Source organism: Butyricicoccus sp. AM05-1 (assembly GCF_003474415.1).
GTDB lineage: Bacteria > Bacillota > Clostridia > Oscillospirales > Butyricicoccaceae > Agathobaculum > Agathobaculum butyriciproducens.
This window is the reverse complement of the sequence record NZ_QUDG01000001.1, coordinates 97,576-117,016: the sequence shown is the minus strand read 5'-3', so window position 1 is coordinate 117,016 and position 19,441 is coordinate 97,576. Positions and strand designations below refer to the sequence as shown.

At 57.7% G+C, this 19,441-nt stretch carries 20 protein-coding genes; 14 read left to right on the top strand and 6 right to left on the bottom strand.

What is annotated here, in order from left to right; all coding sequences use genetic code 11:
- The first annotated feature begins 1 nt into the window (after window position 1).
- The 5 genes from DW088_RS00670 (at window position 2) to DW088_RS00650 (ending at window position 5,834) form a co-directional block, all read left to right on the top strand.
- Window positions 2-535, top strand: coding sequence for an RNA polymerase sigma factor (locus DW088_RS00670; RefSeq protein WP_118358701.1), 534 nt, complete (start codon window positions 2-4; stop codon window positions 533-535).
- Window positions 536-1,216 carry a DUF4367 domain-containing protein gene (locus DW088_RS00665; RefSeq protein WP_118358699.1) on the top strand — a complete coding sequence of 227 codons (681 nt, stop codon included), beginning with the start codon at window positions 536-538 and terminating at the stop codon, window positions 1,214-1,216.
- Window positions 1,217-1,346: 130 nt separating this feature from the next.
- Window positions 1,347-3,356: an S-layer homology domain-containing protein gene (locus tag DW088_RS00660; protein WP_118358697.1), complete on the top strand. Its 2,010-nt coding sequence runs from the start codon at window positions 1,347-1,349 to the stop codon at window positions 3,354-3,356.
- A gap of 24 nt (window positions 3,357-3,380) precedes the next feature.
- Window positions 3,381-4,811: an MBOAT family O-acyltransferase gene (locus DW088_RS00655; RefSeq protein ID WP_118358695.1), complete on the top strand. Its 1,431-nt coding sequence runs from the start codon at window positions 3,381-3,383 to the stop codon at window positions 4,809-4,811.
- A gap of 12 nt (window positions 4,812-4,823) precedes the next feature.
- Window positions 4,824-5,834 carry a hypothetical protein gene (locus DW088_RS00650; protein WP_118358693.1) on the top strand — a complete coding sequence of 337 codons (1,011 nt, stop codon included), beginning with the start codon at window positions 4,824-4,826 and terminating at the stop codon, window positions 5,832-5,834.
- A gap of 57 nt (window positions 5,835-5,891) precedes the next feature.
- Here the strand turns inward: DW088_RS00650 and DW088_RS16665 are convergent, their stop codons facing one another.
- From DW088_RS16665 to DW088_RS00640, 3 genes are all read right to left on the bottom strand, one after another.
- On the bottom strand, window positions 5,892-6,710 hold the full coding sequence (locus tag DW088_RS16665) for an alanine:cation symporter family protein (protein WP_442861161.1): 819 nt from the start codon (window positions 6,708-6,710) through the stop codon (window positions 5,892-5,894).
- Window positions 6,710-7,294, bottom strand: a complete 585-nt coding sequence (locus tag DW088_RS16660) for an alanine:cation symporter family protein (protein ID WP_442861160.1) — start codon at window positions 7,292-7,294, stop codon at window positions 6,710-6,712. The genes DW088_RS16665 and DW088_RS16660 overlap by 1 nt, the downstream gene beginning before the upstream one ends.
- Before the next feature lie 340 nt (window positions 7,295-7,634).
- The gene (locus DW088_RS00640; protein WP_118358691.1) at window positions 7,635-8,267 is read right to left on the bottom strand and encodes an alpha/beta hydrolase-fold protein; all 633 of its coding nucleotides are present in this window, start codon (window positions 8,265-8,267) and stop codon (window positions 7,635-7,637) included.
- Between the two features lie 131 nt (window positions 8,268-8,398).
- Here DW088_RS00640 and glpK point away from each other — a divergent pair, with 131 nt between their 5' ends.
- On the top strand, window positions 8,399-9,886 hold the full coding sequence (glpK, locus tag DW088_RS00635) for a glycerol kinase GlpK (protein WP_118358689.1): 1,488 nt from the start codon (window positions 8,399-8,401) through the stop codon (window positions 9,884-9,886).
- Window positions 9,887-10,204: 318 nt separating this feature from the next.
- Here glpK and DW088_RS16655 read toward each other — a convergent pair whose 3' ends face one another.
- From DW088_RS16655 to DW088_RS00620, 3 genes are all read right to left on the bottom strand, one after another.
- The gene (locus DW088_RS16655) at window positions 10,205-10,345 is read right to left on the bottom strand and encodes a hypothetical protein (protein WP_442861166.1); all 141 of its coding nucleotides are present in this window, start codon (window positions 10,343-10,345) and stop codon (window positions 10,205-10,207) included.
- A 302-nt stretch (window positions 10,346-10,647) separates the two neighbouring features.
- On the bottom strand, window positions 10,648-11,322 hold the full coding sequence (locus DW088_RS00625) for a response regulator (protein WP_118358687.1): 675 nt from the start codon (window positions 11,320-11,322) through the stop codon (window positions 10,648-10,650).
- Window positions 11,323-11,334: 12 nt separating this feature from the next.
- A complete protein-coding gene (locus tag DW088_RS00620; protein ID WP_158574562.1) occupies window positions 11,335-12,957 on the bottom strand; it encodes a sensor histidine kinase in 1,623 nt (540 codons plus the stop codon).
- Between the two features lie 197 nt (window positions 12,958-13,154).
- Between DW088_RS00620 and DW088_RS00615 the strand changes: the two genes are divergently transcribed.
- From DW088_RS00615 to atpC, 8 genes are read left to right on the top strand one after another with little or no spacing between them, the layout of a single operon-like run.
- Complete coding sequence (locus DW088_RS00615) at window positions 13,155-13,841, top strand: F0F1 ATP synthase subunit A (protein ID WP_118358683.1); 687 nt, start codon at window positions 13,155-13,157, stop codon at window positions 13,839-13,841.
- Window positions 13,842-13,872: 31 nt separating this feature from the next.
- Window positions 13,873-14,088, top strand: coding sequence for an ATP synthase F0 subunit C (gene atpE, locus DW088_RS00610; protein ID WP_110436420.1), 216 nt, complete (start codon window positions 13,873-13,875; stop codon window positions 14,086-14,088).
- Window positions 14,089-14,103: 15 nt separating this feature from the next.
- On the top strand, window positions 14,104-14,595 hold the full coding sequence (gene atpF, locus DW088_RS00605; RefSeq protein WP_118358681.1) for a F0F1 ATP synthase subunit B: 492 nt from the start codon (window positions 14,104-14,106) through the stop codon (window positions 14,593-14,595).
- A complete protein-coding gene (locus DW088_RS00600; protein ID WP_118358679.1) occupies window positions 14,592-15,098 on the top strand; it encodes an ATP synthase delta subunit family protein in 507 nt (168 codons plus the stop codon). The genes atpF and DW088_RS00600 overlap by 4 nt, the downstream gene beginning before the upstream one ends.
- Before the next feature lie 14 nt (window positions 15,099-15,112).
- The gene (atpA, locus tag DW088_RS00595; protein WP_118358677.1) at window positions 15,113-16,621 is read left to right on the top strand and encodes a F0F1 ATP synthase subunit alpha; all 1,509 of its coding nucleotides are present in this window, start codon (window positions 15,113-15,115) and stop codon (window positions 16,619-16,621) included.
- The gene (gene atpG / locus DW088_RS00590; protein WP_118358675.1) at window positions 16,609-17,562 is read left to right on the top strand and encodes an ATP synthase F1 subunit gamma; all 954 of its coding nucleotides are present in this window, start codon (window positions 16,609-16,611) and stop codon (window positions 17,560-17,562) included. The genes atpA and atpG overlap by 13 nt, the downstream gene beginning before the upstream one ends.
- A gap of 17 nt (window positions 17,563-17,579) precedes the next feature.
- Window positions 17,580-18,977: a F0F1 ATP synthase subunit beta gene (gene atpD / locus DW088_RS00585; protein WP_118358673.1), complete on the top strand. Its 1,398-nt coding sequence runs from the start codon at window positions 17,580-17,582 to the stop codon at window positions 18,975-18,977.
- Window positions 18,977-19,375, top strand: coding sequence for an ATP synthase F1 subunit epsilon (atpC, locus tag DW088_RS00580; protein WP_118358671.1), 399 nt, complete (start codon window positions 18,977-18,979; stop codon window positions 19,373-19,375). Before atpD ends, atpC begins: the two co-directional genes overlap by 1 nt.
- The last annotated feature ends 66 nt before the right edge of the window (window positions 19,376-19,441 follow it).

Here is a 19,441-nt window from a genome sequence, read left to right as displayed (position 1 = left end):
AATGTTTCTCTATCTGGCAATGATCGACTCGGACGCAGACAAGTCCAAGTTCGAGATTCTTTACAGCGAATACAAAAATCTGATGTACTACACCGCAAACCGCATTCTGCGCAACAGCAGAGATGCAGAGGACGTGGTGCATCAGGCTTTTCTCAAAGTCATCGAAATTCTGGACACCATTTCTTCACCGAGGTGTCACAAAACGCGCGCGCTGCTCGTCACTATTACCGAGCACAAAGCGATCGACCTGTACCGCGAAAAGCAGCGCCGCAATGTCCTGCCGCTTGCCGAGGAATATATCGAAGCCGCGCCTGCTGCTGAGATTGAGCGTCTCGCCGAGCGCGACACTCTGGCGGTCGCTATCGCTGCACTGCCGCCGCGTTACCGCTCGGTACTGCTTCTGCGGTACGACTGCGGCTATTCCAACGCGGAGATCGCGAATATTCTGGATACAACCGAGCCGAACGTGCGCAAGCTCATCCAGCGTGCCAAGGAAAAACTCAGCGCAGCGCTGAGTGGAATGGAGGAACCGTAAATGAAGATCACTGACGATATGCTGTCCGCGCAGGCCGCCGAAGCGCGCGAGCTGTGGCTGCAAGCCTGTACGCCGGATGCGCTGCCTGAGCACCGTTTCTCCCGGAAATTCCGGCGCGAAATGCGCCGTCTGATGCGTGCGCAAAAGCACTCTGCGGCGTTCAACCAGAGCCTTCGTCTTGCGCGCCGCACGGCCGCTGTTCTGCTGCTTTCCGCTGCGGTTTCGTTCGGCTGCGCGATGAGCGTAGAAGCATACCGCGTATCGCTAATCAATACTGTCGTGCGCGTGTTTAACGACCTGACCGACTATCGTTTTTCGTCTGCCCTGCCGTCCGAAACCGGCAACAAGGCGTTCACGCCGCCGGTTCTGTCCGGCCTGCCGGATGCCATGCACAAAACCGACGAGCGCAGCACGCCCAACGGCTATACCGTCACCTACGAAAGCACTACCGATTTTCTTGACCTGACCTGCACCCGGATTACAGATACTTCAGAGGCACACAAGTTTGTGGACACGGAAAACGCATCTGTTACCGAATTTACTCTGCATGGCAGTCCGGTTACGATGATTGAGAAAAACGGCACAGTCACGCTCCTCTGGACGCAAGATGACATCGTCTATCACCTGTACAGCAGCCTGTCCGCCGATACCTGCCGTAAACTCATCGAGAATCTGCAGTGATTCTCTGCTGATATTGCAAAGAATTGCTATTGCGGCCTGCCCTGTCGCGGTGTTATAATGATAAATTGTGAAAGTGTATAAACCACGCGCATGATTTTCTGCGCGAAAACAATCACGGAGGTTTACTCTTTTGAAAAAACATCGCTATACCGCGGCGGCCGTAATGCTCAGTCTTTCGATGCTGACCGGCACCGCTGCCGCCGATTATTCCGATCTAAAGCCGCACTGGGCCGAGCAGGCCATGGAATTCGCCGTACAGTCCAATCTGATGGACGGCATTTCGGAATACACCTTTGCCGCAGATGCACCTGCGACCCGCGCCTGTCTGGTGCAGGCGCTGTACCGTATGGAGCATGCACCTGCAGCTGACACAGTGCTTACCTTTCAGGATGTCGCGGAGGACGCGTCCTTCCTGACCGCGGTTCGGTGGGGTGTGTCCAACGGCATCATCACCGGCTACAGCGACACGGTATTTCGCCCCGGCACCTCACTTACGCGCGAGCAGTTCGCCGTTATGCTGTACCGCTTTGCCGAATACAAAAAGCTGGATGTGACGGCACAAAACGCGCTCTCCGGCTACACGGATGCTTCTTCGATTCATCCGTATGCGCAGGCCGCCATGCAGTGGGCCAACGCCGAGGGACTGATCACCGGCACGACCGCGACCACACTGTCTCCGCAGCGCACAGTCTCCCGCGCACAGCTGGCGACTATTTTGCAGCGTTTTGCACCGATGGTCTCCTACCAGCAGCGGGAAACCGATGCGCCGAAGCCGCCGCAGACCCATTCCTACACGGCCTTCACCACCAAACTGGGCGACGTGACGCGCAGCGAGGCCGAACAGGACCTGACCGAAGTCCATCGAGCGACCCGCCGCTACACGGACGGTCAGGGCTGCTCGGTCGAGATGGGACACTCTGCCGCCGTACTGGACGCACCCGCGCACACAGCCGCGCAGTTTGAGATGAAGGGCACGTCCGGCACCGTTCGCTGGTACGACACCGCAGCGTCCTCGTGGAAACAGCAGCCGCTCACTGCGGGCACGCTGCCGAGCGGCATGTACTTCCTGCGGGTGGACGGCGTGGACAGCATTCTCGTCACGCCGATGACCTATGCCGCGCGAGACAACGGCATGATCGAGTATTTTCCGGGCAAAAACGGCTCGCTGAAGATCGAGCGGACGCCTTCCGGCTTTCGGTTCTCCGTGCAGGTTGCGGCTCTTACGCAGGGCACCTACAGCGACTATCTGCTGCTGACTTCTCAGCAGACGCTCATCGACTGGAGCGACCCGTCCATGCTCAGCCGCTGGGCGAACTACAGCCTGATCGGCACCAACCGCTGGTGCTACAACGGCTACTACTATACCGCACCTTCGACCTACTATCCGTTCGACGAGAACTACTTCTACTCGCTTCCGGCGGCGCATATTGCCGGCAAGATGGCAAACGACACCGATCAGCCGGCCTCCCGCGCGATCGGTCTGGCGATGATCGACCTGATGCGCGAGCAGCAGAACGAGTACGGCTTTATCCCCTCTCAGGCGGGCAGCACATGGCTCAAGACGGATTACGGCATCGAACCCGGCTACTACGACACCCGCTTCAACACGGATTTCTGGCTGGCGAACATCAACGCAGCCGAAAACTTCGGTGTGACCGGCTGGCTGGACAAGACCCGCAAGTATGCGGATTTTCTCGTCAGCTTTGCCGAGCAGCATCATTTCACCTTCGGGGCCGGCGATGACGAGGGATGGCTCGTGCAGGATTACTGGCACCCGAACGGAGAGTCCTCGCCGACACACGCTTCGCTCAACCATCATGCCGCCGAAGCCGAATTCCTGTACCGGATGGCAGACGCAGTTAATGAGGACAGCTACGCCGTTCTCGCTGACCGCATGGTGCGCGGCATTGAGCAGAGCGAACTGCTGTGGTACAAGCCGGACGGTGATCTGAACTACTCCTACAAGCCGGACGGCACCTGTTCCGGTCAGGATTATCCGTATTTGACCTACAACGACCTGCTTGAGCTGCAGCGGCTGTATGCAGCCCGGCACGGTCAGGAAAATCCGGCGATCGCCCGTTTGCTGCAGGTCAAGCTGACCTGGATGAATAAAAACGGCGTGACCGGCTACAACAAATAATTTTGGGGACGGAGAGAAATAAACGTGACACCAAATTCATTCGCTTATATCGTCTTTCTGGTGATAGGCGCACTCATTTACCACCCACTGTCACAGAAGGCCAAGAAACCGTTTCTTCTGCTGCTGAGCATCTGTTTTTACGCCATCGGCGGTGTAAAATTTCTGCCGTTGCTGGCGCTGACCGTTGCCTTCAACTTCTTTGCGGCGCAAAAGCTGGAACGCACCGAGCGTAAGCGCGGTCTGCTCACGCTGGTGCTTGTGCTCAACCTCGGCGCACTCGGGTTATTCAAATACCTCGGCTTTTTCGGAGAGCTGCTCGGCTGCACCGGTGTGCAGCTCAGTCTGCCTCAGCTGGCTCTGCCGATCGGCATTTCGTTCTACACGTTCGTCATCTGCGGCTATATGATCGACGTGTACCGCGGTCGTGAAGCCGAGCGCAATTTCCTCGATTTTGCGCTGTTTACCACCTTTTTCCCGGCGATCCTGTCCGGCCCGATCGAGCGCTCGAAGAGCCTGCTCCCGCAGTTCAAGCAGCCGCGCCGTGCAAACGCGGACGATGTGCGCTTTGCCGCCGAACGGCTGATCGAAGGCACGGTCAAGAAGGTGCTGCTTGCGGATAATCTGGCGGTTCTGGTCAACACCGCATACGCTGATCCGGCGCAGTTTTCCGGTCTGGAGCTGGCGTTTGCCGCGGTGGCGTATGCCCTGCAGATCTACTGCGACTTTTCCGCCTACTCCGACATGGCGATCGGCTCCGCGCGGCTGTTCGGCATTACGCTGATGGAAAACTTCCACGCACCGTACATGGCGCAAAGCTCCAAGGAATTCTGGCACAGATGGCACATTTCCTTGTCCACCTGGTTCCGCGACTACTTATATTTCCCGCTCGGCGGCAGCCGCAAGGGCAAAGCGCGCACCTACATCAACGTGCTGATCGTGTTCGCACTGAGCGGCCTGTGGCACGGTGCCGCCATGAAATATGTGCTCTGGGGACTGCTGTTCGGCGTTTTTCAGGTTATCGGCGGCCTGCTGACACCGGCAAAGCAGCGCCTGTGCGCCGCACTGCACATTCCGTGGGACGCAGGCTGGCTGCAGATCATCCGCGTGATTATCACCTTCGGTCTTTCCACGTTTGCGTGGATATTCTTCCGCGCGGATTCCGCTTTGCAGGCGTGTGCTATCATCAAACGCATTGTGACGGCGGCAGGCGCATGCTTCCCGCTTAACCTGACGCATCTCGGTCTGACCGAGCGTGCACTGCATGTGCTTGCCGTGAGCCTCATCGGACTGGTGCTGACCGACATCATCGGTGACCGGTTCCCGCTGCGGGAAAAGCTGCTGGAGACGGTCTGGCTCCGGTATGCGGTCTGGGTTATCCTGCTGGCGGTGACGGCCGTGTGCGGCGCGTACGGCACCGGATTCAACCCGCAGGAATTCGTCTATTTCCAGTTTTAAGGAGGAATCGCCGTGAAACACATTTTCAAGAGAGAACCGGCGGCCTTCCTTGCCGCTGTGGCAGTGCTCGGCGGTATCCTCGCCGGTGCGACCCATTATCTCACACCGCAGCAGCATGATTACGGCTCGGTCTGGGGCATGTACGAGCAGGAGCAGACGGATTCGATCGACGTGCTGTTTTTCGGCTCGTCCGTCGCCTACTGCGATGTAGTACCTGCCGTATACTGGGAAAATTCCGGTCTGACCGCCTTTGTGCAGGCCGGACCCGAGCAGCCGCTTCCGCTGACACTGGATTACTTAAAGGAAAGCCTGCGTACACAGTCACCCAAGGCGGTTTTCGTGGAGTGCACCGGTATAGCGTTCCATAAATACATGGGCTTCACCAAGACCAACATCGGTCAGATGCCGTGGGGCATCAATCGTCTGCACGCGACCTTTTTTAATGCCGAACCCGAGGTCCGCAAGGGACTGCTGTTTCCGCTGTACTTCTATCACGACCGCTGGACGACCCTCAAGAGTGAGGACGTGCAGCCGTACACCGAGGATATGCTGGCCGGCTACACCTTTCTGTCCGGCGGCACGGACAAGGGTCCGGACGACTGCGAAACGGTTGATATTGCCCCGGAGGACTGGGCGCGCAATATGGACGCCCTCGAGGACATTTACGCGCTCTGCCGCAGGAACAATATTCAGCTGGTGCTGTACCGTGCCCCGACAAAGCGTCTGCACGATGCCGACTGGAACAGGCTGACCGCGCAGTTTGACGGACGCGAGGGTGTATCGACACTGAACTGCAGCGACTACACCGCGCAGATTGCCGCAGATCCGGAAAGCGACTTCTACGACTCACTGCATTACAACTGTGTCGGTGCGGAGAAATTCAGTGCGTTTCTCGCGGACTGGACGAAGAACAATCTCTCGCTCTCACCGGATGAAACGCAGGATACCGCGCTGTGGACGGCACGCCTGCAGCATTTCCATGATTTAACGGCAAATCCGCCGCAGGAGGACACAAGCGCATAACAAAAAGGGACTGCTGCACAGGTTTTATCCTTGTGCAGCAGTCCTTTGCTTATGCGCTTATTTCCAGAAATCAGTTTCTTCCTTGATGCCGATGTTCTTCGCATGAAATACCGGATTCTCACCGCGCTTGCGGCTTGCGACGTAATCGTTCAGGCACCTGATGGCCGTGCCGCCAAGAATCAGGATGGTCGGCACGTTGACTACGACGATCATACCCTGCAGCATATCCGCAGTATCCCATACCAGACCGGCGTTTGCGATCGCACCGATGAACACGATGACCGTAGCAAACAGGCGGAAGAAGAGCAGCTCATGCTTTTTGATGCTGCGATGCAGGATGAACTCCAGACAGCCCTCGCAGTACGAGTAGTTGCCGAGCAGCGTGGTGAACGCGAACAGCATCATCGCCACTGCCAGGAACACCGGACCTGCCGCGCCGAGCGTGGATGCGATAGCGTTCTGCACATAAACCGCACCGGCGATTTCCTCGGTCGGAACAACGTTGGTGGACAGACACATGAACGCCGTTGCCGTACAGATGAGCAGCGTGTCGATGAATACGGACAGCATCTGCACCAGACCCTGCTTGGCCGGATGAGAAACAGATGCGGTTGCGGCTGCATTCGGCGCAGAACCCATACCTGCTTCGTTCGAGTACAGACCGCGCTTTACGCCGTACATGATGCAGCTGCCGGAGAAGCCGCCCATCACAGACTGGAGGTCAAATGCGTTGTGGAAGATGGACGCAAACATGCCCGGTACATTCCTGATGTTCAGGAAGATAATGAGCAGCGAAACCAGTACATACAGGATACCCATGAACGGAACAAGGATTTCGGTGATGCTTGCCAGACGCTTTGCGCCGCCGAGTACCATTACGCCGAACAGGAACGCCAGAATGACACCGATGAACGCCGGTGTGATAACCGGATGGTAGAGAACGTAGACTGCAGATTGTACGCCGCCAGCATGTTATAGCCGACTGCGTAGATCAGGATGATGAGCACCGAGAAGATGACACCCAACCAGCGCTTGCCGAGTGCATCGCGCATGTAGTACGCAGGACCGCCGTAGCAGCTGCCGTCCGGTGCACGCTTTTTGTAAATCTGCGCGAGCGTAGACTCGATGAAGGCGGTTGCACCGCCGAGCAGTGCGGTTACCCACATCCAGAAGATGGCGCCCGGTCCGCCGAGGCAGATTGCCGTGGATACACCGATGATGTTGCCCGTGCCGACACGCGACGCGGTAGAGATCATGAGTGCGCCGAACGAGGAAATACTCCCCTCGCTTTCCGGCTTCTCCATGATGACCCTGCACGCATCCCTGAACAGACGAATCTGGATGAACTTGCATCGGAACGTGAAGTAAATGCCGCTGACTACCAGAAACAACGGCACAAACCATGGCTGATACAGCACGCCCGATATTGCTGCGATAACGGAGTTGATCGTTTCCAACATAATTTCTATTCCCTTTCCAAAGTACTTCCGTTACCGGTTGTAGTCAACCGGTAACATTTATTTATATTATACAGGAATCCGACAAACTTCTCAAGTACAAGTTATACCTTAGGCAACACCGCACAATTAAAGCTGCGGCTCCTTGCGCAGGCTCCGGTCGCGCTGCCGCGGCGCTTTGCGGAAATTTTGTGCCCTGACTTTGGCTTCGGTTCCTTGCGCGAGTTCCGTCCGCGCTGCCGAGATTTCACGGTAATACGTCAAGTATTACCGCCAAACCGCGCCTCGTCAGTACGCAAAATCTACTCGCAAATCGCTCTTGCCCAATTATGCGGTATTGCCCTTAATAAAATAAGTGTTCCAGCACCCACGCAAACGCCTTTGCCGTGCGGCGGTCCGGCTGCTGAAAGTGTCCGCCGCTGTTCCATTCCAGTGTGCAGCTTACGTTTTTCTCCTGCAGGAGCGCATACGCCGCCCGCATGCGGTCGCCGACGGTGGACATCACCGGATTGCGCGTTTTTTCCTCGCGGTTGCCCAGGCTGAGATAGACGGCAGCGCTGTGCAGATCATGCGCCTGCATGTACTCCAGAAATTCCGGGAACCACAGAGACGGCGAGGCTGCCGCAATGCCGGAAAAACGGTCGGTCCGGTATGCACTCCACAGGGCAAACAGCCCTGCCATCGAGTACCCGCCGATGATGTATCGTCTGTCTGCGTCCTCACACAGCGGCAGCATTTCGCGGAGCAGTGCCGCAGCACCGTCTCCGAAGTCCTCATGACCGAAAACCGCCGGTGCGCACCACGGAGACAGGTCATCGTTCCAGCTTTCAACCTTGACGGCAATCAAACGGAACGGCTGTGCAGTCAGCCGCTTGATCTCACGAACTTCGTTCTCGATGGCTGGCAGGTCGTGATCCCCAACCGGCTGCAGCAGCACGTTTTTCGCATTCGGCTCGCCGTATTCGTAAATTCTCATGCAATCCCCTTCTTCTATGCATTTTCGCACTGATTTTACCACAAAATGCACCGCACCGTCAAATTTGCAGCGATTGACAATCCGCGTCCGCAACGGTATGATAGATGCAAAGAGTAAAAGGAGTTTCCGCTATGGGAAAATATATACTGGCGCTCGACCAGGGCACGACAAGCTCACGAGCGATCTTATTTGACAGCGAACAGAATATTCTCGCCATCCGGCAGCATGAGCTGACCCAGCACTATCCGCACGAGGGCTGGGTCGAGCAGGACCCGATGGAAATCTGGTCCACGCAGTATGCGGCTATGCTCGAGGTGCTGTCGGCCGCCGATGTTTCTCCGGCCGATGTGGCGGGCATCGGCATCACCAACCAGCGTGAGACGACCATCCTGTGGGATAAAAATACCGGACGGCCGATTCACAACGCTATCGTCTGGCAGTGCCGCCGCACAGCGGATATTGTGGACAGGCTGGTGCAGGACGGTCTGTCCGGGCACATCCGCCGCACGACCGGTCTGGTTCCGGATGCGTATTTTTCGGGCACCAAGATCAAGTGGCTGCTCGACCATGTGGAGGGCGCACGAGAGAAGGCCGAGCGCGGAGAAATCCTGTTCGGCACGGTGGATTCCTGGCTGGTGTGGAAGCTGACCGGCGGCAAGGTACACATCACGGACGCGACCAATGCCGCACGCACAATGATCTTTGACATTCACCGTCTGGACTGGGACGATACCCTGCTCCACGCGCTCGATATTCCCCGGGCGATGCTGCCGCGCGTGTGCTCCTCAAGCGAGGTGTACGGTTCTGTTTCCCTGCCGGGCGGCGATATTCCGATTGCAGGCATTGCAGGCGACCAGCAGGCGGCGCTGTTCGGTCAGACCTGCTTTGCGGCAGGCGATGCGAAAAACACCTACGGCACGGGCTGTTTTCTGCTGATGAACACCGGCACGACCGCCTGCGAGAGCGAAAACGGCCTGCTGACCACCATCGGCATTCAAATCAGCGGAGAGACGCAGTACGCGCTCGAGGGCAGCGTGTTCGTCGGCGGTGCCGTCATCCAGTGGCTGCGGGATGAGATGCGCTTTTTCTCCGAGAGTCGTGATGCGGAATACTACGCGGCCAAGGTGAAGGACACCGGCGGCGTGTACCTCGTGCCCGCATTCACCGGTCTGGGTGCGCCGCACTGGGATATGTACGCACGCGGCTGTCTCATCGGTCTGACACGCGGCACAACCCGCGAGCACATTATTCGCGCCGCACAGGAGTCCATCGCCTATCAGGTGAACGACCTGCTGACCGCCATGAAGCGCGATACGGGCGTTTCCCTTTCCTCCCTCTCGGTGGACGGCGGTGCCAGCCGCGACAGCTTCCTGATGCAGTTCCAGAGCGATATTTCGGACTGCACGATTCGCCGTCCGGTCATCCGCGAAACGACCGCGCTCGGCGCATGCTATCTCGCCGGACTCGCGACCGGTGTGTGGCACAGCCGCGAGGAGCTGAAGCAGCTCTGGCGGTGCGATACGCTGTACGCGCCCTCGATGGACGAGAATAAGCGCCGCAAGCTGCTCTCCGGCTGGGATAAGGCGGTTGGACGGTCGCTCGATTGGGCGGAGCATTAAAAAACAGCACAAACAAACCCGAAGTACAGGCGCAAAACCTGCACTTCGGGTTTTGTATTTAATCTGGTTTAGTCGTTCGCTTGAATCCATGCGGGCAGCTGCTCGATATTCAGCAGCACATCCAGATTGGGAAACAGTGCATAATCCTGAAATACAATGTTAAGGCAACACCGCACAATTAAAGCTGCGGCGCTTTGCGGAAATTTCGCGCCCTGACTTTGGCTTCGGTTCCTTGCGCGAGTTCCGTCCGCGCTGCCGAGATTTCACGGTAATACGTCAAGTATTACCGCAAAACCGCGCCTCGTCAGTACGCAAAATTTACTCGCAAATCGCTCTTGTCCAATTATGCGGTATTGCCTTAAATCCGCGTTTCTCCATCGGCGTATATGTGATATCCTGTCCGTTATAGCGGATGGAGCCACTGTCCGCGTCGATAATGCCAAGGATCAGGTTGAGCAGCGTGGTTTTGCCTCAGCCGGACGGACCGAGGATGGAGACAATTTCACCGTCCTCAATACGCAGCGAAATATCTTTCAGCACCTCTGTGCCGTCGAATGCTTTGCGAATATGCTCCTAACATAAGCTGTTGTACTTCCTTCTTGTTTTCAACGGTTTCCATTGTAACCGAACAATCGGTGCCGCTTCTATCGCTTGCGCATCAAGTTTTTATTATAATTCTGTAAAGCGAGGTCGGGAAATGTAAAGTAAAAATCCTCCGTAAAACGGAGGATTTTTACAACACTCATCTTATTATATATGATTTATTTCCGCAGAAAATACACCAGACACGGTCGTCCGCCGGTGCGGTAATCCATCTCACTGCCAATAACCTGCTGTTCAGTCAGGTAATTCATATACCGGCGCACAGTGACAACTGACAAGCCAACATGCGATGCGATCTCATCACTGGTATGCCGTGTATCCGGCGCAGCCCGCAGATATGCCTCAATGCGCGAAAGCGTCTGACTCTGCAAACCTTTTGGCGGCGTGACAGGCTGTGTCGGCACCGCAGCCTGAAACAGCGTATGATCGAGCGCCTCCTGACTGAAGCTGTCACGCTGCACGCTCTCTCTCCGGCGGCAGAACACGTCCAGCGCCTGCCGGAACCGCTCATATGCGAATGGTTTGACCAGATAATCCACTGCACCCAGTCGCGCGGCATCGTTGACCGTTTTTGCGTCATTCGCCGAAGTGACCATGATGACATCCGCGTCCACACCATCCGCGCGAAGCTGCAGCAGCAGTTCGGTGCCGCTCATCTGCGGCATGTAAACATCTAAAATAATCAGGTCGATCGGGTTGCGCTGCAGCCAAAACAGCGCCGGATGCGCCGCTGAAAACGTCTGCACGACGGCAAACCGGCTGTCCTGCTCGATACACCGGCGGTTGAGCCGTGTAATCATCGGATCGTCCTCAATAATAACCGTTGTGTACATCGGATTTCCTCCTTACTGCTGTCCGTTTGCGGATTCCGCAACCGTAATGATGAACGAGCTGCCGATTCCCGGCTCGGATTCGACGCGAATCGTTCCGTGGAACGCGTTCACGGTTTCCTTGACGAGTGACAGACCGGTGCCTCTGCCCTCGCCCTTGGTGGAAAAGCCGCGCTCGAAAATGCGGTCCAGCTTATCGGCAGCAATGCCTGCACCGCTGTCGTCCACGCTGATGAGCATGCCGTGCTCTCCCTCGCGAATGCTGACCGTCACTTCCTTCTGTGCGGTCTCCGGTGCGTTCCGCAGTGCGTCGAACGCATTCTCAATCAGGTTTCCAAGAATGGTGATCAGACTGCTCGCCGGAAGATACCGTCCGTCTCCATGCAGTTCACTCGCCCGGTCGAGCACAAACCGGATACCCAGCTCCGCCGCACGATATGCCTTGCCGATCAGCAGTGCCGCAACCGACGGCTCCCGAATACGCTCGGAAATATAGCTGATCGAGTGCGCACGCGTCTGCGTCAAATGCAGCACATACTCCTCCGCCTGCTTGTCCTCGCCCAGCTGCAGCAGACCGAGGATCACATGCAGCTTGTTGGTAAACTCATGCGTATACGCCCGCAGCGCACCGACAATGTGCTGCACGCCGGTCAAATCCTGCGCCAGTCGTGTAACCTCGGTCCGGTTGCGGAAAATAGCAATCACACCTTCGATTTTTCCATCGCGCCAGAGCGGCATACGGTCGGAAATGACCGAAACGTGCTTGATGGACTCCAGACTGATGTTGTACTCGCTTTTTCCGGTCTGCAGCACGCGCGCCATCGTCGAGCGTGGATAGACCGTCTGTAACGGCTGACCGAGTGCATCTTTCACCTTGATCTTGAGAATATCCGCTGCAGCACGGTTCATATAGGTGATCATGCTGTGTTCGTCGATCGCCATCAGGCCCTCATCCAATGCATCCAGAATATCCATGCGCTGCAGGAACAGCTGACGGAACGCGTCCGGCTCATAGCCGAGAAGCTCCCGCTTGACCCGCTCAGAAAACCGCACGCTGAGCAGACTGCCGATGCCGAGCGCAAACAGCGTGATGAGCAGATAAGACAGCAGCACGCGCAGCACTGTCCGATGGTAGGAGCGCAGATACAGCCCTGCCATGACGATGCCGGCTGCCTGCCCGTTTTCATCGCGCACGACGGCATACGCACAGCGGTCGGCACCGTTCGGCATCTCGTCGCTCGTGAACACCGTTTTTTCCTCGCTGCACAGTCGGCTGACGGTATCTGCCCGCAAGGCCGTCAGCACGGATACGTCTCCCGCACCGGAGGCAAGGTCGTAAAATGCGGTCGGCTTGCCCTCCATATCATACACACCGAGCATATCCACCTCGGATACGTGCTGCACCGTACGCGCTAGATATTGCTGTACGCCGTCCGCCTGAATGTCATCGGTCAGCAGCGGCGCGTCTGCCGCCATCTGCGCCGCATTGGACAGCAGCTGGTCACGTGTCCGGACCTCCTGATGCAGCTCAATCCCCAGACAGACCGACATTGCAAGCAGCAGCACAATCGTGATGCACTGCACCAGCATCCGACGCACCTGCCGGTGCAGCGAGCCGGAGGAACGCGCATTTGTCAAATTCATCCACTCCTTTTAAGAAGATACTTTATATCATAGCACACTGGTCAACATTCATCAAATCCCATCGGCAATTTTTCTGCAAACCCGTCAATTTGCGCGGGTTTATTTTTTTTAGTTTCGTAAGCTTGCGCAAACCTCGACAGTTTTTTACAATAGGCACCGCAAAACAAAAACGAAACACGAGGTGATGCCCTTTGGGTGAAATCAAAGCGGAATTGAATGCCGAACTGCAAACCCATATTGCGTTCGAGATTCCGCTGTTCGGCGGAATACCGGTTCCGGAATCCGCTGTGGTAAGCTGGGCAATCATAGCAGTGCTGACCCTGCTTGCCATCTGGCTGACGCACGGACTGCGCAAGCGCCCCGGGCGGCGGCAGATCGCCGCAGAAATGCTGGTGGGCTTCATCAACAGCTTCTGCCGCGACACACTGGGCGACCGATACTGGCGCACCTTCGCCCCGTACCTCGGCACGGTAGGTCTGTATCTTGCGCTGGCGAACATGGCCGGTCTGTTCGGCGTAACGCCGCCGACCAAAGACCTGAACGTCACCGCCGGTCTGGCGATCATGAGCGCACTGCTGATCTACGGCACGCAGTTCCGTTTCCACGGTCTGCGCGGCGGACTGAAAAAGTTCAGCGAACCGGTTGCAGTCGTCACGCCGCTCAACATTATGGAGATCGGCATTCGGCCTTTGTCGCTCTGCATGCGACTGTTCGGCAACATTTTCGCCGGATTCGTCATCATGGAGCTGGTCAAAATGGCCGTTCCGGTCGTTGTGCCCATCCCGCTGAGCCTGTATTTCGATGTATTCGACGGTATGATACAGGCAATCGTATTTGTATTCCTGACAACACTTTTTCTGTCGGAATCGCTTGAGTAACCACTGTTTTATCTGAGAAAGGACCACAAAAATGAGTATTGCTATTGGTGCAGCTATCGCAGTTATGACCGGCATCGGCGCCGGTCTCGGTATCGGCTATGCAACCGCGAAATCCTCGGAAGCCATTGCACGTCAGCCGGAGGCCTCCGGCCAGATCAGCAAAAACCTGATCCTCGGCTGTGCACTGGCCGAGGCAACCGCCATCTACGGTTTTCTGATCGGTATCCTGCTTATCTTCATGAATTGATCGGGGTGAGATCGAATGATCCTCAATCTAAATTCGCAGATTATCTGGGTGTTTGTTGATCTGCTCATCCTGTTCGTGCTGATGAAGAAATTCCTGTTCGGCCCCATTACCCAAATGCTCGATGACCGTGCGCAGCAGGTGTCGGACACGCTCGATCAGGCGGACAAACGTCTCGCCGAGGCTGAGCAGCAGCAGAACGCGCACGCCGCACAGCTTGCTTCCGCAAAGCAGGAGGCCGCGCAAATCATCGAGGAGGCCCGCACGCGCGGTCAGCAGGAGTACGACCGGCTGGTTGCAGAAGCGCAGACCGCTGTGCAGCGGCTGGACGAGCAGGCTGCCCGCCGTCGGGAGTCCGAGCGGACGCAGATGCTCCGTGAGGCGAAAAAGGAGATTGCCGCTCTCGTTCTGCTGACCACCGCCAAGGTATCCCAGCGGACGCTGAACAGCGACACCGACCGCGCCATGATCGATGATTTTCTGCGGGAAGAAACGGAGGCCGCGCGATGAACTCGACCGCCGTACAGTATGCCGGTGCCCTGCGTCATACCGGCTGCACGCTGAACAATCTGCAGCGAACCACCGATTATCTGACCGGCTGTGCGCCGCTGTGGGACGCGCTGTGCTCGCCTGCCGTTTGTGCGCGGGAGAAAAAAGCTGTGCTGTCCCGCCTGCCCGATTTTGACACGATGGGCGAGCTGAAGCACTTTTATCTGCTGCTGGCGGACAAAAACCGCTTTGCGCTCCTGCCGGAGATCGTCCGGCAGTTCCGACTGCTTGAGCTGCGCGACCGCGGTGAGGGCCTGTGCGTATTCCGCTGTGCCCGCGAACCGGATGATGAATCGCTGAGTTCGCTTGCCAAACTGCTGTGCGCACGGCATGGCTGCCGCGCGGTTACGTTTGAAATCGTGCAGGACGACACGCTGCTCGGCGGCTTTACTGCCGAAATCGACGGCGTAACCTACGATAAAAGCGTGCGCGGACAGCTTCGCGCACTGGCGCATGACCTGTAAAGGGGTGAAAACCATTGAACCATTCAGATGAGATTTTATCTATTCTCCGCGAGGAGATTGAACAATATGACAGCCGCACGCGCTGTGATGAGACCGGCACGGTCATCGAGGTCGGCGACGGTATCGCCACCGTTTACGGACTGAACCGCGCTGTATACGGCGAACTGGTGCAGTTTGACACCGGTGTGCACGGCATCGTGCTCGACCTTAAACGCGACAGCGTCGGCGTGGTACTGCTCGGCAGCGAGGACGGCCTGCATGAAGGCTCGGCGGTCAGCCGCACTGGACGCGCGGCTGACGTTCCGGTCGGCGATGCGATGATCGGCCGCACGGTCAACGCTCTCGGCGAACCGATTGACGGCCTTGGACCGATTGAAACGACCGAGCGCCGTCCGATCGAGCGAGAGGCTTCGGGTGTGGTATCGCGTGAGCCGGTAAACCAGCCGATGCAGACCGGCATTCTTGCCATTGACGCGATGGTGCCGATCGGACGCGGTCAGCGCGAGCTGATCATCGGCGACCGCCAGACCGGCAAGACCTCCATCGCCATCGACACCATCCTGAACCAGAAGGGTCAGGACATGATCTGCATTTACGTTGCCATTGGCCAGAAGGCATCCACAGTGGCGCGTCTGCGCGGCACGCTCGAGAAATACGGCGCACTCGATTACAGCATCATTGTTTCCGCCACCGCAGCAGACGGTGCGCCGCAGCAGTATATCGCGCCGTATGCCGGCGCCGCTATCGGCGAGTATTTCATGAGTCAGGGCCGCGATGTGCTCATCGTGTATGATGATCTGTCCAAGCACGCAGTCGCTTACCGCACGCTGTCGCTGCTGCTGCGCCGCTCGCCCGGCCGTGAGGCGTATCCGGGCGATGTATTCTACCTGCATTCCCGTCTGCTCGAGCGTGCCTGCCGCCTGACGCCGGAGTACGGCGGCGGCTCGATGACCGCTCTTCCCATTATCGAAACGCTGGCAGGCGATGTGTCCGCCTACATTCCGACCAACGTCATTTCCATCACGGACGGTCAAATTTATCTGGAAAACGACCTGTTCTTTGCCGGTCAGCGACCGGCGATCAACGTTGGCCTGTCGGTATCGCGTGTCGGCGGTGCGGCACAGACCAAGGCTATCAAGAAAACCGCCGGTACCCTGCGTATCGACCTTGCCCGCTTCCGCGAGCTGGAGGTATTCACCCAGTTCAGTTCCGATCTGGACAAGGACACTCAGCAGGCGCTCGAGCACGGCAAACGCCTGATGGAAATCCTCAAGCAGCCGCTGTGCCACCCGATGCCGGTTTGGCGGCAGGCGGTTATCCTGTATGCTGCGACCAACGGTCTGCTGAGCGATGTTCCGCTCGACCGGGTACGCAATTTTGTGCAGAAATTTGCCGACAGTCTGCCCGATTCTCTGCTGACAGAGATTCAGTCCACCGGTACCCTGACCGGCACGGCTGCCGAGCAGATCCGGGTAGCCCTGAAAACCTATAAAGATCAGGTGAGCGCAGCATGGCAGGCATAAAGGAGATCCGCACCCGCATTGACAGTGTGCAGCAAACGCTCAAGATCACAAACGCGATGTATCTGATCTCGTCCTCCAAGCTGCGTAAGGCACGGCAGCAGCTGAACAATGTGCAGCCGTATTTTCTCAAGATCAGCTCCACGATTGCCGATATTCTGCACCACTCTGCCGAAATCGAGCATATTTATTTCGACAAGCGTCCCGATGTCAAGCGCCGCAAGTCCGGCTACATCGTCATCACGGGCGACAAGGGACTGGCCGGTGCGTACAATCATAACGTGCTGCGTCTGGCCGAGAAGCATCTTGCGCAGGAGGACGATCCAACGCTATTTCTCATCGGTCAGATGGGCCGCGCGTACTTCGCCGAACGCGACATTCGCGTAGACGGCGAGTTCATGTTCACCGTGCAGGATCCGACGATCGCCCGTGCACGAGATATTGCAGATATTTTCATCCGTCTGTTCCGCGAAGGTCAGCTGGACGACGTGTACGTTGTTTACACCGAAATGATAACGCCTATGCGGCTTGAGCCGCGTGTGCAGAAGCTGCTGCCGCTCGACCTTGATGCATTCCCATGGGAGCCGCGCCCGAGTGAGCACGGCCCCTATCATCAGATGGTGCAGTATGTGCCATCGGCAGACCGCGTACTCGAGCATCTCGTGCCCGGCTACGTCAAGGGCGAGCTGTTCGGCGCGCTGGTCGAGTCCTTCTGTGCCGAGCAGAATGCCCGCATGACGGCAATGGACTCCGCCACCGACAACGCACGCGATATGCTCAAATCGCTGTCACTGCACTACAACCGCGCACGGCAGTCCGCCATCACGCAGGAGATCACCGAGATCGTCGGCGGCACACAGGGCAGCGCCGCGGAAACACCGCAGCCCCGCCGTCCGATTCCGACGCGGACCGTCCGCTTTCTCGCAGACGGCAGACGCGCATAGAAAGTGAGGAAATTACTATGAAACGCAAAGGTACCGTGGTACAGGTAACAGGTCCGGTTGTGGACGTTGCTTTTGACGGCGGCAGCCTGCCTGAGATAAATGAAGCACTCTCCGTTGCACCGGACGGACAGCCGCGCATGATGGAAGTCGCGCAGCACGTCGGCGGCGACACCGTGCGCTGCATCATGCTCTCCCCGAGTGAGGGCATCGGCCGTGGCGACGAGGTGCTGTCCACTGGCCACACCATTGAGGCGCCGGTCGGTGAAGCGACCCTTGGACGCATGTTCAACGTGCTCGGTCAGCCGATCGACGAAAAAGGCGATGTGAACGCACCGGAAAAGTGGTCCATCCACCGTGCTCCGCCGTCTTTTGCCCAGCAGAACCCGACAACTGAGATTCTCGAGACCGGTATCAAGGTCATCGATCTGCTTGCGCCGTATGCCAAAGGCGGCAAGATCGGTCTGTTCGGCGGCGCCGGTGTCGGCAAGACCGTGCTCATTCAGGAGCTGATCCACAACATCGCCACCGAGCACGGCGGCTACTCCATCTTCACCGGTGTCGGCGAACGCACGCGAGAAGGCAACGACCTGTGGCGCGAGATGGCGGAATCCGGCGTACTGAGCAAGACCGCGCTCGTGTTCGGCCAGATGAACGAACCGCCCGGAGCGCGTATGCGCGTTGCGCTGACCGGTCTGACCATGGCGGAATACTTCCGCGATGTAAAAAAGCAGAACGTGCTGCTGTTTATCGACAATATTTTCCGTTATGTGCAGGCAGGCTCGGAGATTTCCGCGCTGATGGGCCGTATGCCCTCGGCGGTCGGCTACCAGCCGACGCTGGCTGATGAGGTCGGTGCACTGCAGGAGCGTATCGCTTCCACCAAGGACGGCGCGATCACGTCCGTGCAGGCGGTCTATGTTCCGGCGGACGACCTGACCGACCCGGCTCCGGCGACCACATTCACCCACCTGGACGCAAAGACCGTCCTCTCCCGTAAGATTGTCGAGCAGGGCATCTATCCTGCCGTTGACCCGCTGGATTCCACCTCGCGTATCCTCGAGCCGGATATTGTCGGCGAGCGGCATTACAAGGTCGCACGCGGCGCACAGGAGCTGCTGCAGCGTTACCGCGAACTGCAGGATATCATCGCCATCCTCGGTATGGAGGAGCTTGGCGCGGATGACCGCCGCATTGTCGATCGTGCCCGCCGCATGCAGCAGTATTTCTCGCAGCCGTTCTCTGTTGCCGAGCAGTTTACCGGTCTGGAAGGGCGCTATGTAACGCTTGAGGACACCATCAGCGGCTTTGAAGCGCTGCTCGGCGGTGAACTTGACCAGTATCCGGAGGCTGCCTTCTCCATGGTCGGCACGGTAGACGAGGTCCACAAAAAGGCCAAGGATATGGGGGCACTCTGATGGAGAACACCTTCTATCTGGAGATCATCACGCCGGACCGGCAGTTTTACACCGGACCGGCAACCAATTTGACTATGCCTGCACTCGACGGTGAATACGGCGTGCAGCCGGGACATGAGCCGGTCGTTACCGCACTCCGTCCGGGTACGGTGCGGTTCCAGACAGACGGCACACCGCACAAGGTCGTTGTCAGTGACGGCTTCGCAGAAATTATGCCGGACTACTGCATTCTTCTGGTATCCAGCGCCGAACGGCCTGACGAAATCGACCGTGCGCGTGCCGAACGCGCCAAAGAGCGCGCGGAAGAACGGCTGCGCCAGAAGCAGAGTATTCGTGAATATCATCTCTCCAAAGCGGCTCTGGCCCGTGCTATGGCACGCCTGAAGGCTACCCGCTGACTCCCCTTTTTAATCGCCTGCCCCAGTGTGATCAGATGGAACATCGGAGCAGGCGTTTTCGCAGAT

Bases quoted from the DNA above. Each gene is read 5' to 3' on its own strand.
- DW088_RS00670 (WP_118358701.1), top strand. From the start codon at position 2: ATGTTTCTCTATCTGGCAATGATCGACTCGGACGCAGACAAGTCCAAG.
- DW088_RS00665 (WP_118358699.1), top strand. From the start codon at position 536: ATGAAGATCACTGACGATATGCTGTCCGCGCAGGCCGCCGAAGCGCGC.
- DW088_RS16665 (WP_442861161.1), bottom strand. From the start codon at position 6,710: ATGGTACTCGGCGGCGCAAAGCGTCTGGCAAGCATCACCGAAATCCTT.
- DW088_RS16660 (WP_442861160.1), bottom strand. From the start codon at position 7,294: ATGTTGGAAACGATCAACTCCGTTATCGCAGCAATATCGGGCGTGCTG.
- DW088_RS00640 (WP_118358691.1), bottom strand. From the start codon at position 8,267: ATGAGAATTTACGAATACGGCGAGCCGAATGCGAAAAACGTGCTGCTG.
- glpK (WP_118358689.1), top strand. From the start codon at position 8,399: ATGGGAAAATATATACTGGCGCTCGACCAGGGCACGACAAGCTCACGA.
- DW088_RS00625 (WP_118358687.1), bottom strand. From the start codon at position 11,322: ATGTACACAACGGTTATTATTGAGGACGATCCGATGATTACACGGCTC.
- atpE (WP_110436420.1), top strand. From the start codon at position 13,873: ATGAGTATTGCTATTGGTGCAGCTATCGCAGTTATGACCGGCATCGGC.
- atpF (WP_118358681.1), top strand. From the start codon at position 14,104: ATGATCCTCAATCTAAATTCGCAGATTATCTGGGTGTTTGTTGATCTG.
- DW088_RS00600 (WP_118358679.1), top strand. From the start codon at position 14,592: ATGAACTCGACCGCCGTACAGTATGCCGGTGCCCTGCGTCATACCGGC.
- atpG (WP_118358675.1), top strand. From the start codon at position 16,609: ATGGCAGGCATAAAGGAGATCCGCACCCGCATTGACAGTGTGCAGCAA.
- atpD (WP_118358673.1), top strand. From the start codon at position 17,580: ATGAAACGCAAAGGTACCGTGGTACAGGTAACAGGTCCGGTTGTGGAC.
- atpC (WP_118358671.1), top strand. From the start codon at position 18,977: ATGGAGAACACCTTCTATCTGGAGATCATCACGCCGGACCGGCAGTTT.